The following is a 13,427-nucleotide window of genomic DNA, read 5'->3' on the forward strand; positions in this document are numbered from 1 at the left end:
TAAATAGGGAGCCTGTTACTTCAAACTAGATCTGAGTATTCTTTTTCATCGCCTTTCTAAAATCATCCATTGAACAAAATCCTTTCGCATCAATCGGGCACCCTTCAATTTCCAGCGTGACACGTTTTGCTGGTTTCTGCCGTGTCAGTGGCGTTTTATTACGAATTTGCTCAGTGGAGAGATAGATATATTCAATCTTCATCATATTTTTATTTTGTTTAATATCTTTCCAGCGTTCAAATACCACCTTGCCACTGATTGGCGTTCTCTCATATTGGTCTGGCAGTTGATACTCTTTAGTTTTGAGTGCAGCCAGCAGTGAAGCGATATTCGAATCATGACCGACTAATACAGCCAACTTCGCCTTTTGTGCTGCTAATTCATTGGGCGTTTTTTCACCTATAGGGTCCAGCGCAGCACCAATGAAACTCACCAGTTTTTCAGCGGCATTATCGGCGATAGTCGGTGAGCCGAATAACGTCTCGTGGTAGAGATTTTTGATATCGATTAACTTACGCCACTCTTCTGGAGTCTGAATTCGCCCCCATGCCACATCTTTAACCGGGAAGCCCTCGTAATATTGCAGCATAAAGGCATCTGAGGCACCCGTGCCTAATCTCAATGGGCCGGTGATCCCTGGTTCTTTATTCTGCACTAAGACGATATTCGTCGGCTGGGTGCTCCAGTCACATTTTTTATCCACCAGACAAGCAGGAGAATTTTTGTAATCCAGTACTCTGGACAATAAATCATAATTAGGCTGTAAACGTTTATTTAAACCTTCCACCCCACCCGACCCAGCATGTTGATTAATAGATGCCAACGCTCTCTCTTTAAACTCTGGCGTTACATCCAATGTGATTATTGGGTTAAATACCGGGTCCATCTTGCCAATCTCTTTCTGATGAGTCACCGGAACATTACAGCCGGGGAATGCGCCAAATAAGAAATGCTGCGCTGTATCGATGGTTCTTGGCAAACTATTCGCATAGGTAAATACGGTGCTCGTTACCGGGCATCCCGTTGCTTTCAGTAATTTGCTATCAACCAGCCACTCGCGGAAATACCCGCCCATCATCTCCTCAAGCTCTGCCCCTTTCGGTGTTAAATAGCCACCGGGCGTAGTCCACTGTGGCCATTTATCCGGCGTAGCACTCGAAAGCATATCGCCATAATTTACCAAAGGCGCTCGAATGCCATGTCTGCTCATCACTAATACTTGTTCAAGCTGATAGTTGTCACTCTTATCTTGGGCAAGGACACTGGTTGAGGTTGGTAAGAGTAGTGCTAATACTGTCAGGGTATATGCCGTATTTATTTTTATCATCCTAATCTCCGTCATCATATTGATTATCATGGTATAAAATAGATAGAAGAATAATACATTTTCAGATTGCTACAGATTTATTACAACAAACATGATAGCTATAGATAATAGGTTTAGTTGGAGTCTTGTCACAGTTCTACTCATTACTTATGCCGACAAATCTTAGTGTTTCTGCATAGTTGAGTTTTTATCCACAATCAGTACGAGTATTTGTACAGGAATAAACTAATGAAAATTTTGGGCCTTATTGGTGGTATGAGTTGGGAATCAACCATCCCCTATTACCGGGTGATCAACCAGCAGATTAAAGAACAACTTGGCGGGTTACATAGCGCAAAAATCATTCTCTACAGTGTGGATTTTCATGAGATTGAACAGCTTCAGGCTAAAGGTGATTGGCATACAGCGGCTCAAGTGTTGGCTGATGCCGCCGTTTCATTAAAACATGCTGGAGCAGAGGTTATTGTCGTGTGTACGAATACCATGCACAAAGTAGCTGATGATATCGAAACTGCCTGCGGTTTGCCTTTATTGCATATAGCTGATGCTACGGCGGTACAAATTAAGCAACAAGAGATAAACAAGATTGGTTTATTAGGCACCCGCTACACAATGGAGCAGGATTTTTATCGTGGCCGCTTAACGGAAAAGCACCATATTGAGGTGGTAACCCCAGAGAGTACCGATCGTGAGATTATTAACCGTATTATTTATGAAGAACTCTGTTTAGGAATAATCAGTGAAACCTCGCGTAATGAATATCGCCGTATTATGGGTGAATTAGTACACCAAGGCGTGCAAGGCATTATCTTTGGTTGCACTGAAATCACATTGTTAGTAAACGAAAATGATACCTCGCTCCCGGTGTTTGATACCACCGCAATACATGCCAGAGCTGCCGCCGAATATGCGCTAAAACTCTAATCGTCATTCGCCGCGGATAGTATTCTTGCCTGCGGCTTTGGCGTTATAGAGCATTTTATCTGCGCGGATAAGTAATTGATCCTGACTTTCGTTTTGTTGTAATTCGACAATACCTAAACTCATAGTCACATTGATATTGCTGTCCACTGGTATGGTTTCAACAAGTTTGCGGATTTTCTCAGCAATGGCTTTCGCTTCATCTAATTGCGTATTAGGTAACACAATCATAAATTCATCCCCTCCCCAACGGCCTAAAACATCAACTTCTCTAATATTATTCCTAATAATATCAACGATATGGGTCAGCGCCAAGTCACCTACGATGTGTCCATACTTATCATTGATAGATTTAAAGTTATCGACGTCCAGTGAGAGTAATGACAACGGCTGACAAAACCGTTTAGCCCGGTTATATTCATGCTTCAGCACTTTCTCTAGTAAATAGCGATTGGCTGTCGATGTTAATACATCTGTTTCTGAAAGATTTTTCTTGATTTTCAATTGTTGCTGTAAGCGGAGATTGGCTTCGCGTAATTCTACCGTTCGCTCTTCTACTAATGCTTCGAGCGATTTATTCTTTAACTCCAATTTCTCCAGAAGATGCTTTCTGTCATGAATATTCCGATGAGCACCAATCATCCGTGATACTGAACCATCACTATTACGTTCAATCACCTTACCGCGATCTTCAATCCAAATATAATTGCCATCATGTGTTTGGCAACGATATTCAATCTGGTATCGTTCGGTTTGGTTATTAATATAAGCATCGAACTGGAACATAACTCTTTCAAAATCATCAGGATGGATGATTCTCTCCCACGTATGCACTGTATTTTCAAACACATGAGCGGGGTATCCCAACATTTCATACCAACCGTTATTGCGGTAAACAAACCCACTGTTAGCATTCCAATCCCAGATACCATCACTTATAACTTCCAGAATTTCATGAACAACGCGCTCGCTTAAATCGGTAATCTTAATCTTCTGATCACTTTGATTATGGCTCATTGAACTACCCTGCTGTGTTGGTAAATTAAATGGCAAAGAACAGATTCGTTTAATTATTGTTATGATATAGTGAATTAACGTTTTCAGGCAGGCAAGGATTTTATAACTGCAAGTATGGCTTAAGAAAAGCAAACTAATGTTGAGATAGATTAAATTCAAGTTGATGCATTAGCAATCAACTACCTACTTGCCATACTGTTATAAACCTAAGTTATTTAGTATAAGATATTTTTATAAGAAAAGTAATCAACCATAGCTCTTTTATATAAAAGATGAAGTGGATAAAAAAATCATGATTATCTTATAATCAGAGACGTCTATTTAGTGAATTTAGTCAGTAAAAAGGCCCGCAATCTCTTGCGGGCCTTAACTGTCGGTTTCAATCAACAGAAATCACTGTGATTGACCTTACTTCGGGTATTTGCGCATAACCAATGTGGCATTAGTGCCACCAAAACCAAAGCTGTTAGACATAACAGTCGTCAGCTCACGTTCGGTTGGCTCAGTGATGATATCCATCCCTGCCGCCTGCTCATCCAGATTATCGATATTGATGCTTGGCGCAATAAAACCATGCTCGACCATCAACAAACTGTAGATAGCCTCATGTACACCCGCAGCACCCAGTGAATGGCCAGTCATCGCTTTAGTCGAGGAAATTGCTGGAGTGTTATCGCCGAACACTTCACGAATTGCACCCAGCTCTTTCACATCCCCTACCGGTGTAGAAGTGCCATGTACGTTCATGTAATCGATTGGTGTATCAACGCCTTCCATTGCCATCTTCATGCAACGTACTGCGCCTTCACCTGATGGAGCAACCATGTCAGCGCCATCGGAAGTGGCACCGTAGCCCACAATTTCAGCATAAATGTGCGCGCCGCGTGCCAGGGCATGTTCCAGCTCTTCTACCACCACCATACCGCCGCCGCCCGCGATGACGAAACCATCACGGTCTTGATCATAAGTACGGGAGGCTTTCTCTGGGGTGTCGTTGTATTTAGTCGACAATGCACCCATTGCATCAAACTCGCAGGACATCTCCCAGCACAGCTCTTCACCGCCGCCAGCAAATACTACATCCTGTTTGCCCAGTTGGATCAATTCCACCGCGTGGCCAATACAGTGAGCTGAAGTTGCACAGGCAGAACTGATGGAGTAGTTCACCCCTTTGATTTTGAACGGGGTAGCCAGGCAAGCAGACACACCGGATGCCATCGCTTTAGTGACCATATACGGGCCAACGCCTTTCAGACCGCGCGGGGTACGCATGGCATCAGAGCCGGCAACCTGGTTACGTGGTGAACCACCACCTGAACCGACGACCAGCCCACTGCGGAAATTAGAAATTTGCTCTTCGGTCAATTTAGAGTCAGCAATCGCTTCCTGCATGGCAAGATAAGCATAAATTGAGGCGTCGCTCATAAAACGCAGCACTTTGCGGTCAATGAGATCTTTAGGCTCGGACTCGAGCTTAACAGCGCCCCAGACATGACTGCGCATACCTGCGTCTTTAAATTCCTGAGAGAAAGTAATACCTGAGCGGCCTTTCCGCAAAGATGCCAGAACTTCCTGCTGGTTATTACCAATGCTGGAAACAATACCCAAGCCAGTAATGACTGCACGCTTCATTAAATACCTCTTCCACTAATTTTACATTCGGGATTTTGCAACGCACTTTAGCGTACACTTGTACGCCGAACAAGTCCGATCAGCGTAATATAGCCAGAAAATTTTACGATTTGCACCCAGCAGGCCACATAGTTAGAATCGCTCCACCCCTTGAGATACGAGTCTTTCAACGTGAACCAACGCCCAATCCAAACGGCAATACTAAGCTGGAATGAACAGGGTACACCTGTATCGGAACAGTTTGGTGATATCTATTTCTCTAATGAGGACGGCCTGGAAGAAACCCATCACGTTTTTCTCAAAGGGAATGGTTTTCCCGAACGTTTTGCCGTTCATCCACGGGAAGTCTGCATTTTTGCCGAAACGGGTTTCGGTACTGGATTGAATTTTCTGACATTATGGCGCGACTTTGCTCAGTTTAAGCGGCAGCAGCCCGCAGCTAAACTCCAACGGTTGCACTATATCAGCTATGAAAAATACCCTCTTCAATTAGCAGATTTAGCTGCCACCCATGCCGGCGTACCTGAAGTGGCCTGCTATGCGGAACAACTGCGAGCACACTGGCCACTTCCTCTCGCGGGATGCCATCGCCTGCTGCTGGCTGAGGGGGCCATCACGTTAGATTTATGGTTTGGCGATATTAATGCCCTGCTGCCAGATCGGGATGCCAGTTTGAATAATCAAGTTGATGCCTGGTTTCTGGATGGATTTGCGCCATCTAAAAACCCGGATATGTGGAATGAGACGTTATTCAGCGCAATGGCACAGATGGCCCGGCCGGGCGGGACTTTTGCCACATTTACCGCCGCAGGCTTTGTCCGCCGAGGCTTACAGCAGGCTGGATTTAACGTCGCTAAAGTCAAAGGTTTTGGTCAAAAACGCGAAATGCTGACCGGCACCTTACCCACAGATAATCCTGTGTCACCGCGTGTCACCGCACAGTCTGCGCCTTGGTATCACCGCCCATCAGCAAGCCGCTGCGATGATATCGCCATTGTCGGCGGTGGTATTGTCAGTGCGTTGACAGCACTGGCATTGCAGCGTCGTGGTGCTCAAATCACGCTCTACTGCGCCGACACACTGCCAGCACAGGGAGCATCAGGTAATCGTCAGGGCGCGCTCTACCCGCTGCTGAACGGCAAGAATGATGCATTGGAGATTTTTTTCACCCACGCCTTTACCTTTGCTCGCCGCCAGTATGACTATCTGCTCGCGCAGGATATCGCCTTTGACCATCAATGGTGTGGTGTCAGCCAATTAGCCTTTGATGAAAAAAGCCGCAATAAGATTGCCAAAATGCTGCAAATCCAATGGCCGGAACAACTTGCTCAAGCAATGAGCCGTGAGCAACTTAGTGCGCTGGCCGGGCTAGATTGCGCCCACGATGGCATCCATTATCCGGCAGGTGGCTGGCTCTGCCCTTCAGACCTCACCACGGCATTGATAGCACTGGCGCAACGCAATGGCATGATTTGCCATTATCAGCATGAACTGCATCAGCTAGACCGGGTTAACGAGCGGTGGCAGCTCTGTTTCCAGCAGCCCGTGGGGGACAAACACCATGCTACGGTCATACTTGCCACCGGTCATCGTTTGCCTGAATGGGAACAAACTCAGCATCTGCCGCTGTCAGCGGTGCGCGGGCAAGTCTCACATATTCCTACCACGCCACAACTTAGCCCGTTACGGCAAGTGCTGTGTTATGACGGTTATCTAACACCGGTGAACCCCGCCAATCAACATCACTGCATCGGTGCCAGCTATCAACGTGGCGATACCGCTACTGATTTCCGAGCCGCCGAACAGCAGGAGAACAAACAGCGGCTACTACGCTGCCTGCCACAGGTCAGTTGGCCGCAACAAGTGGATATCAGCGATAACCAGGCCCGTTGTGGGGTGCGCTGTGCGATCCGCGATCATTTGCCGATGGTCGGTGCGGTGCCAGATTATGCTAAGACGCTGACGCAATATCAGGATTTACCCGGTAAAATTCAGCGTAGTGATGAAATAATGCCAGCTCCGGTGTGGCCGGAATTGTTTATGGTTGGAGCATTAGGATCACGAGGCTTGTGCAGTGCGCCGTTAGTCGCAGAGATTTTGGCGGCGCAAATGTTTGGCGAACCGCTACCATTGGATGCAAAAACGCTGGCTGCATTGAACCCAAACCGATTTTGGGTTAGAAAATTACTGAAAGGCAGGCCGGTGCAACAGCGCTCCGGTATATCCTTATCCGGAGACTAACGGAGCGACTGCGCACTATTTTTTCTGCGGCTCAATGACGAAGTCAATGCCCAAAGTCGTTGGAGCCGCAGCGAGTATCTCTGTGGCTTCAAGGACAAAGGGGATTTTGGGCTTGCTCAAGTAAACGATCCCACAACCCCAAAACCAAAATCTGATCCGGAGGGGAAAGCTCACCGGCTTTGATGGCTTTATCCAGGCTGGTCTGCACTCTGGCATGTAGCTGCTCGGCGGTGTGTTCACCAAACTCTTCAGACTCAGCAACCGCCAGAGTCAGATGCCCGCGCAGGTAGCCACCGGCAAACAAATCATCATCACTGGCGTGCTCTACCATGTCGTCTATCTGCGCTAAAATATGCGTTTCGAACTCTGCGATCATCATTTCCTCAATATATTCATTTTCTATCCGAAGTCATTGGCGTTGCAGGTAGGCTGCAAGAACCCCCTGCGGCTTCAAGTACCAAGGATAGTTTTAAAGCAGGTCTTCCGGGTAAGGGAAAAGCGCGGGTGCCAACGGTGGCGTATTGTAAAACGATTGCAGTGCCTGAATAAAGCCTGCGGGTCGTGGGGATATGCCATTTTCCAGATACCAAAGCACCTGTTCGCGTACTTTCCGCTGGAATGTTATGCGGTCTGGCTCGCAATCGCCTTCAAGGTTGTCACAACTGACATTGAAGGGAAAACCGGCAGCGACACAAAACATCCACTCCAATGCTTGTGGCTTGATTTCTACCGCTTCAAATTGGCTCTGGGTTAAAGCATCACGCCCGTCCGGGCAATACCAGTAGCCAAAATCCACCAACTTGCGCCGTTCTTCACCGGCAATACACCAATGGGATATTTCATGCATTCCACTGGCATAGTAGCCATGAGCAAAAATCACGCGATGATAAGGAAATTCAGCATCGGCGGGGAGATAGATGGGTTCATCGTCGCCTTTCACCAATTGCGTATTATATTTATCGCTGAAACAGGTATTAAAAATATCGATTAATTGCTGATAGTCGTGAGTCATGCTCTGATCCGTAAGAGGTGGCATCAGCAGTGGTACTCAAACGTACCGCTATAGCTGATGCCTTAAGTTATGCGAAAACGTGTAGTCCCAGCCAGGAGGAGATCTCGCTACCGTGGCTGTCGTATAACAGCTTGCAGCTCATTACAAATGAAACCACGACGATCATTGGGCGGATCAATTTTTGCCCCTTGGTCAATACCATATGTGCGCCAAGGCGTGCGCCCAGCACCTGACCAACCAGCATCACCAGCCCGATACTCCACACCACTTTGCCGCCAACAATAAAAAATATCAGGCTACCGACATTGGAGGTAAAATTGAGCACTTTGGCATGAGCGGTGGATTTCGCCAGATTAAAACCGCACAAGGTAACAAATGCCAGCGCGTAGAAGGAACCGGCTCCGGGGCCAAAAAAGCCATCATAAAACCCGACGCCACCACCGGCAATTAAGGCGAAGGGTAATGCAGATAAACGGCGCTGTTGGTCAGCTTCACCCAACTTTGGCGTAACCAGAAAATAGACACCAATCCCTATCACCAGCAGCGGCAATATTTGCCGCAGAATATCAGCCCGCATATGCTGAACTAAAATCGCGCCCAACATTGAGCCAACCACGGTCAGCGCTATAGTCAGCTTTTGCTCTTTTAAATTAACCGCTCCACGGCGAATAAAATAGAGGCTGGCAGAGAAAGACCCGCCGACGGATTGTAATTTGTTGGTCGCCAATACCTGAGCAGGCGGTAACCCTATCGCCAGCAATGCCGGGACGGTAAGCAAGCCGCCGCCACCCGCAATTGAATCAATAAACCCGGCCAATATAGCGACTAAAAATAATATTCCCAGAACTGCCGGGCCCAGCGCAAACCAATCCATGATTTATTCCGCAGCGAAATGGTTATCCAACAAAGCCTGACATGAAGGCGGCAATGGAGGGGGTAAGGTTTTACCCGGTTTAGCACTTGATTGATGTGGCTGGAACCAGCTTTCTAGTTCCGCACCGCAACCATCACCCGGTGGTGGGGTGTCTTGATCCAGGCACTCCAGGCTATCTGCCGGGCAGCGTAATCTTACATGCATATGAGCACGATGACCGAACCAAGGCCGCACTTTGTGTAACCAATTGCGATCAGTTCCAGCATCCAGACACAACTGTTTTTTAATCGCCGGATTGACAAAAATCCGTGTCACTTCATTATCTTTAGCCGCCAGCTTAATCAGACTCTCAACTTGCGGTTGCCATAGCGCAGGCACGACTCGTTTACCGTCGCTGGCAACCAAATCAATCGGTTGAGGTTTCAGCAATTGTTGCTGACTCCAGCGTTGTTGTGGCAGTTGCAGCCAGATATCAACATCCAGACCAGACTGATGGCTGGCATGACCACTGCTAAAACGCCCACCAGCGGGCATTGCCATATCACCAATCAGCACAGTACCCAACTGATGTTTATCCGCTTGCGCACTCAAACGATGGATAAAATTCAGTAAATCGGGATGGCCGAAATAGCGACGTTGATCTGGCCGCATGACCTGATAATCTGCCGACTCAAGCGGTAACGGCAATGCACCTATTACACATCCATTGGCAAAACCACCAATCGACTGCGCAGCACCTGCCACCGGGTGCGTAATCTGTTGCCAGGGCGTCGCTGCTATTGCCGTGCCAGTAAGCACAACGGCACCTACCAGCGCCAACCACGGCACTGCAATCCATTTTTTCATTGCGCCTACCAGCGAGGAACGTCTGAAATCACATCACCGCATTGCGCACGCTGGCGTAGCAGATGATCCATTAACACGATAGCCATCATCGCCTCAGCGATAGGCACGGCACGGATGCCAACACAAGGATCATGGCGACCACGGGTGACCATCTCGACGGCTTCACCCTGCCGGTTAATGGTTTGCCCCGGCACCATAATACTGGATGTCGGCTTCAACGCGATGTGAGCAACGACCGGTTGCCCGCTGCTGATCCCGCCTAAAATCCCCCCCGCATGGTTACTCTGGAAGCCTTGCGGCGTAATTTCATCACGGTTTTCACTGCCACGTTTGGTCACCACAGCAAAACCATCACCAATTTCAACGCCTTTCACCGCATTGATACTCATCAGCGCATGAGCCAAGTCCGCATCCAGACGATCGAACACCGGCTCACCCAAACCAACTGGCACGTTTTCCGCAACCACCGTAATCTTGGCTCCGATAGAGTCACCGGCCTTTTTCAGCTCGCGCATTAAGGCATCGAGCGGCTCCAGCTTGCTCTGATCCGGGCAGAAGAATGGGTTCTGTTCGACCAAATCCCAGTCAAGTAAATCACAGCTAATATCGCCGATTTGTGCCAGATAACCGCGTACCTGCACGCCAAACTTCTGTGCCAGATACTTTTTAGCAATTGCCCCCGCCGCGACGCGCATCGCCGTTTCACGGGCGGAAGAACGGCCACCACCACGGTAATCGCGCATACCGTATTTTTGCTCATAGGTATAATCAGCGTGGCCCGGACGGAACACATCTTTAATGGCGCTGTAATCTTGCGAACGTTGATCCGTATTTTCAATCATCAAGCCGATACTGGTACCGGTGGTAACTCCGTCAAACACACCGGATAGAATACGCACCTGATCCGGTTCGCGGCGTTGCGTGGTATAGCGTGATGTGCCCGGACGACGTCGATCGAGATCCAACTGGATATCGGCTTCAGTGATCGGAATACCCGGTGGTACACCATCAATAATACACCCCAAGGCGATGCCGTGAGATTCACCAAAAGTGGTGACGCGGAAAAACTGCCCAATACTGTTCCCAGCCATCACAGCTCCTTTAAGTCAAAAATTGTGGTTAATATACCCCAACGACGTCGAGCGAGGGCAGCCTCTCCTGCGCCTTGAAGACGATGGGGGTATTAACACATTCAGTTAGTCGCGATACATAGTGAAATGTGGCGCACAATCAATTAGTTGCTGTTTAGTTAGCATAAATACGCCATCACCGCCATTGTCAAACTCCAGCCAGGTGAACGGCACATCTGGATATTGATCCATCAAATGCACCATGCTGTTGCCCACTTCACAAATCAGCACGCCATCATCTTGCAAAAAGTCCGGCGCACAAGCCAGAATACGACGCGCCAGTTTTAAGCCGTCGCTGCCCGCCGCCAGCCCGAGTTCAGGTTCGAAACGGAACTCTTGCGGTAAATCGGCCATATCTTCAGCATCGACGTACGGGGGGTTGGTGACAATCAAATCATATTTAATCGGCGGTAAATCGCGGAACAAGTCAGAGCGAATCGGCGTGACTTGATGCTCCATCGCGTGCTGCTGGATGTTGTGTTCGGTTACTGCCAACACGTCATTGGAGATATCCACGGCATCCACTTCCGCGTCAGGGAAAGCATAGGCGCAAGCAATGGCAATGCATCCGCTGCCGGTGCACATATCCAGAATATGTTTAGGTTGATGGCGAATCAGCCCATCAAAGCGGTTATTGATCAGTTCACTGATCGGTGAGCGCGGCACCAGAACGCGCTCATCAACATAATATTCCATGCCACAGAACCAGGCTTTGTTAGTCAGGTAAGCTACCGGAATGCGCTCGTTGACTCGGCGAATAACTCGCTCAACAATGCGGTGACGCTCACTGGAGGTCAGGCGCGCACTGCGTATTTCCTCTGGAATATCTATCGGCAAAAACAGACTTGGGAAAACCAGTTGTACGGCTTCGTCCCACGGATTATCCGTGCCGTGACCATAGAAAATGTTGGCGGCATTAAAACGACTCACTGTCCAGCGCAGCATATCCTGAATGGTGTGCAGCTCATTGACTGCTTCATCGACGAAAATTTTGTCCAAGGTATTCTCCAGCTACTGTATGTAACATCATTACGAGCGTAAATTCACTATTTATGCCCTAGTTTGCCATGAAGCCCGCGACAAATCAGCAGCAATAGATCAGTTGAATGATAACCGAATAATAAAATACGCCTTGAAGCCGCCAACTCTATATCCACATTTATTTAGACAGATGACTCTCAACAGGTAAACTGAGGTAATTGCATAAGTACAATGAATCGATAATGAAAAATAAATATCACCTGACGACTGATGAGTTACAGCTATTTAAAGAATCAATAGCCGGGACAAAAAAGCTCAAACAAGACACCATTCTGCACCGGGAGCCCCCCAAATTAGGGAAGAGAATTGCCCCTGAACGATTGCTGCAAGAACAGGTTGATGCCAGCTATTATTTTTCTGATGAATTTCAACCGCAACTCGATAACGAAGGCCCGACGCGCTATGTACGACCTGGCGTTGACCATTTTGAAGTAAAAAAATTACGCCGTGGCGACTACCCACCTGATATGTTTTTGGATTTACACGGATTAACACAAAAACAGGCCAAGCAAGAGCTGGGCGCATTAATTGCGGCATGCAAACGTGAACATGTGCATTGTGCCTGCGTCATGCATGGTCATGGCAAGCATGTTCTGAAACAGCAAACACCGCTGTGGCTGGCGCAACATCCCGATGTACTGGCATTCCATCAGGCGCCTAAAGAGTGGGGTGGAACGGCGGCACTCTTGGTATTAATTGAGTTGGCGCAGTAGTCAATATCAGCAGGTTACACAAAATAGCGTTTGGCGGAAAACCAAAAGCGCGACAGAGATGCCGCGCCATTTGAACATTGATTAATACCATGTTAGCCGTGACATGCCTTGGCCATCAATTGTGACGGGCTGACTTGCCAATCGAACGTACCTCTTCCGGTATCACCATTCAGGTCAACACAGGCGATAGCCGAGGTAGCAAACATCGGCGGACACTGATCTGGGCAAAGTTCTGAAACCAGATACCCAACCAGCGGCAAGTGCGAGATTATCAACACTGAAGCGCAATCTTCTTTTGCCAACACCTGCAAATAGGAACAAATAAAAGCCGCATCCCCACCCGGCGTTAACTCTGGCATGACTTCCTGCTCTTGTGGCAGAACCATCACTTCACGCACCACATCCAATGTCTGCCCTGCGCGCAAATAAGGGCTGACCAGAATCTGTTCTACATCCACAGACTGATCGTTTAGCCAGCAGGCTATCTGACGTGATTCATCCTGACCACACAGAGTTAGAGGCCGTTGAGCGTCACTTGCTGCATCAAGGGCCGCGTCACCGTGACGCATAATGAAAACTTGCATATTGCACCGTTTTTGTTAACAAAATAACGCTATACAGAAACGCTTCGCGTGCTGTATCGCCGAAACCTTTGCCCAAGAGCAAAGAAACT

The 13,427-nt window shown here is 48.0% G+C and carries 13 protein-coding genes; 3 read left to right on the plus strand and 10 right to left on the minus strand.

Going from position 1 to position 13,427, the window contains the following annotated elements; translation table 11 throughout:
• Positions 1–25: 25 nt before the first annotated feature.
• On the minus strand, positions 26–1,327 hold the full coding sequence (gene agp / locus AT01_RS06050; protein WP_042546481.1) for a bifunctional glucose-1-phosphatase/inositol phosphatase: 1,302 nt from the start codon (positions 1,325–1,327) through the stop codon (positions 26–28).
• Positions 1,328–1,555: 228 nt separating this feature from the next.
• On the opposite strand from agp, the gene AT01_RS06055 reads away from it, so the two are divergent.
• The gene (locus AT01_RS06055) at positions 1,556–2,251 is read left to right on the plus strand and encodes an aspartate/glutamate racemase family protein (RefSeq protein WP_042546482.1); all 696 of its coding nucleotides are present in this window, start codon (positions 1,556–1,558) and stop codon (positions 2,249–2,251) included.
• Positions 2,252–2,254: 3 nt separating this feature from the next.
• Here AT01_RS06055 and AT01_RS06060 read toward each other — a convergent pair whose 3' ends face one another.
• Complete coding sequence (locus tag AT01_RS06060; protein ID WP_042546483.1) at positions 2,255–3,265, minus strand: sensor domain-containing diguanylate cyclase; 1,011 nt, start codon at positions 3,263–3,265, stop codon at positions 2,255–2,257.
• A gap of 408 nt (positions 3,266–3,673) precedes the next feature.
• The gene (gene fabB / locus AT01_RS06065) at positions 3,674–4,897 is read right to left on the minus strand and encodes a beta-ketoacyl-ACP synthase I (RefSeq protein WP_004702898.1); all 1,224 of its coding nucleotides are present in this window, start codon (positions 4,895–4,897) and stop codon (positions 3,674–3,676) included.
• Between the two features lie 171 nt (positions 4,898–5,068).
• On the opposite strand from fabB, the gene mnmC reads away from it, so the two are divergent.
• The gene (mnmC, locus tag AT01_RS06070; protein ID WP_042546484.1) at positions 5,069–7,138 is read left to right on the plus strand and encodes a bifunctional tRNA (5-methylaminomethyl-2-thiouridine)(34)-methyltransferase MnmD/FAD-dependent 5-carboxymethylaminomethyl-2-thiouridine(34) oxidoreductase MnmC; all 2,070 of its coding nucleotides are present in this window, start codon (positions 5,069–5,071) and stop codon (positions 7,136–7,138) included.
• A gap of 88 nt (positions 7,139–7,226) precedes the next feature.
• Here mnmC and AT01_RS06075 read toward each other — a convergent pair whose 3' ends face one another.
• From AT01_RS06075 to prmB, 6 genes are all read right to left on the minus strand, one after another.
• A complete protein-coding gene (locus AT01_RS06075) occupies positions 7,227–7,514 on the minus strand; it encodes a YfcL family protein (protein WP_042546485.1) in 288 nt (95 codons plus the stop codon).
• A 93-nt stretch (positions 7,515–7,607) separates the two neighbouring features.
• On the minus strand, positions 7,608–8,150 hold the full coding sequence (locus AT01_RS06080) for an elongation factor P hydroxylase (RefSeq protein ID WP_004702894.1): 543 nt from the start codon (positions 8,148–8,150) through the stop codon (positions 7,608–7,610).
• A gap of 67 nt (positions 8,151–8,217) precedes the next feature.
• The gene (locus AT01_RS06085; protein WP_042546486.1) at positions 8,218–9,024 is read right to left on the minus strand and encodes a sulfite exporter TauE/SafE family protein; all 807 of its coding nucleotides are present in this window, start codon (positions 9,022–9,024) and stop codon (positions 8,218–8,220) included.
• 3 nt (positions 9,025–9,027) lie between these two features.
• Positions 9,028–9,870 (minus strand): penicillin-insensitive murein endopeptidase, encoded by an 843-nt coding sequence (gene mepA / locus AT01_RS06090; protein WP_042546487.1) that lies wholly within the window; start codon positions 9,868–9,870, stop codon positions 9,028–9,030.
• Positions 9,871–9,875: 5 nt separating this feature from the next.
• A complete protein-coding gene (aroC, locus tag AT01_RS06095; RefSeq protein ID WP_042546488.1) occupies positions 9,876–10,961 on the minus strand; it encodes a chorismate synthase in 1,086 nt (361 codons plus the stop codon).
• Positions 10,962–11,066: 105 nt separating this feature from the next.
• A complete protein-coding gene (gene prmB, locus AT01_RS06100; protein ID WP_042546489.1) occupies positions 11,067–11,999 on the minus strand; it encodes a 50S ribosomal protein L3 N(5)-glutamine methyltransferase in 933 nt (310 codons plus the stop codon).
• A 224-nt stretch (positions 12,000–12,223) separates the two neighbouring features.
• On the opposite strand from prmB, the gene smrB reads away from it, so the two are divergent.
• Complete coding sequence (gene smrB, locus AT01_RS06105) at positions 12,224–12,754, plus strand: endonuclease SmrB (protein ID WP_042546490.1); 531 nt, start codon at positions 12,224–12,226, stop codon at positions 12,752–12,754.
• A gap of 92 nt (positions 12,755–12,846) precedes the next feature.
• On the opposite strand, the gene sixA is transcribed toward smrB, so the two are convergent.
• Positions 12,847–13,338, minus strand: a complete 492-nt coding sequence (gene sixA / locus AT01_RS06110; RefSeq protein WP_004702883.1) for a phosphohistidine phosphatase SixA — start codon at positions 13,336–13,338, stop codon at positions 12,847–12,849.
• Positions 13,339–13,427 lie beyond the last annotated feature (89 nt).

The organism is Yersinia aldovae 670-83 (assembly GCF_000834395.1).
Classification (GTDB): domain Bacteria; phylum Pseudomonadota; class Gammaproteobacteria; order Enterobacterales; family Enterobacteriaceae; genus Yersinia; species Yersinia aldovae.

Coding starts and splice junctions, on each gene's coding strand:
- agp (WP_042546481.1), bottom strand. CDS start 1,327: ATGATAAAAATAAATACGGCATATACCCTGACAGTATTAGCACTACTC.
- AT01_RS06055 (WP_042546482.1), top strand. CDS start 1,556: ATGAAAATTTTGGGCCTTATTGGTGGTATGAGTTGGGAATCAACCATC.
- AT01_RS06060 (WP_042546483.1), bottom strand. CDS start 3,265: ATGAGCCATAATCAAAGTGATCAGAAGATTAAGATTACCGATTTAAGC.
- fabB (WP_004702898.1), bottom strand. CDS start 4,897: ATGAAGCGTGCAGTCATTACTGGCTTGGGTATTGTTTCCAGCATTGGT.
- AT01_RS06075 (WP_042546485.1), bottom strand. CDS start 7,514: ATGATCGCAGAGTTCGAAACGCATATTTTAGCGCAGATAGACGACATG.
- AT01_RS06080 (WP_004702894.1), bottom strand. CDS start 8,150: ATGACTCACGACTATCAGCAATTAATCGATATTTTTAATACCTGTTTC.
- AT01_RS06085 (WP_042546486.1), bottom strand. CDS start 9,024: ATGGATTGGTTTGCGCTGGGCCCGGCAGTTCTGGGAATATTATTTTTA.
- mepA (WP_042546487.1), bottom strand. CDS start 9,870: ATGAAAAAATGGATTGCAGTGCCGTGGTTGGCGCTGGTAGGTGCCGTT.
- aroC (WP_042546488.1), bottom strand. CDS start 10,961: ATGGCTGGGAACAGTATTGGGCAGTTTTTCCGCGTCACCACTTTTGGT.
- smrB (WP_042546490.1), top strand. CDS start 12,224: ATGAAAAATAAATATCACCTGACGACTGATGAGTTACAGCTATTTAAA.
- sixA (WP_004702883.1), bottom strand. CDS start 13,338: ATGCAAGTTTTCATTATGCGTCACGGTGACGCGGCCCTTGATGCAGCA.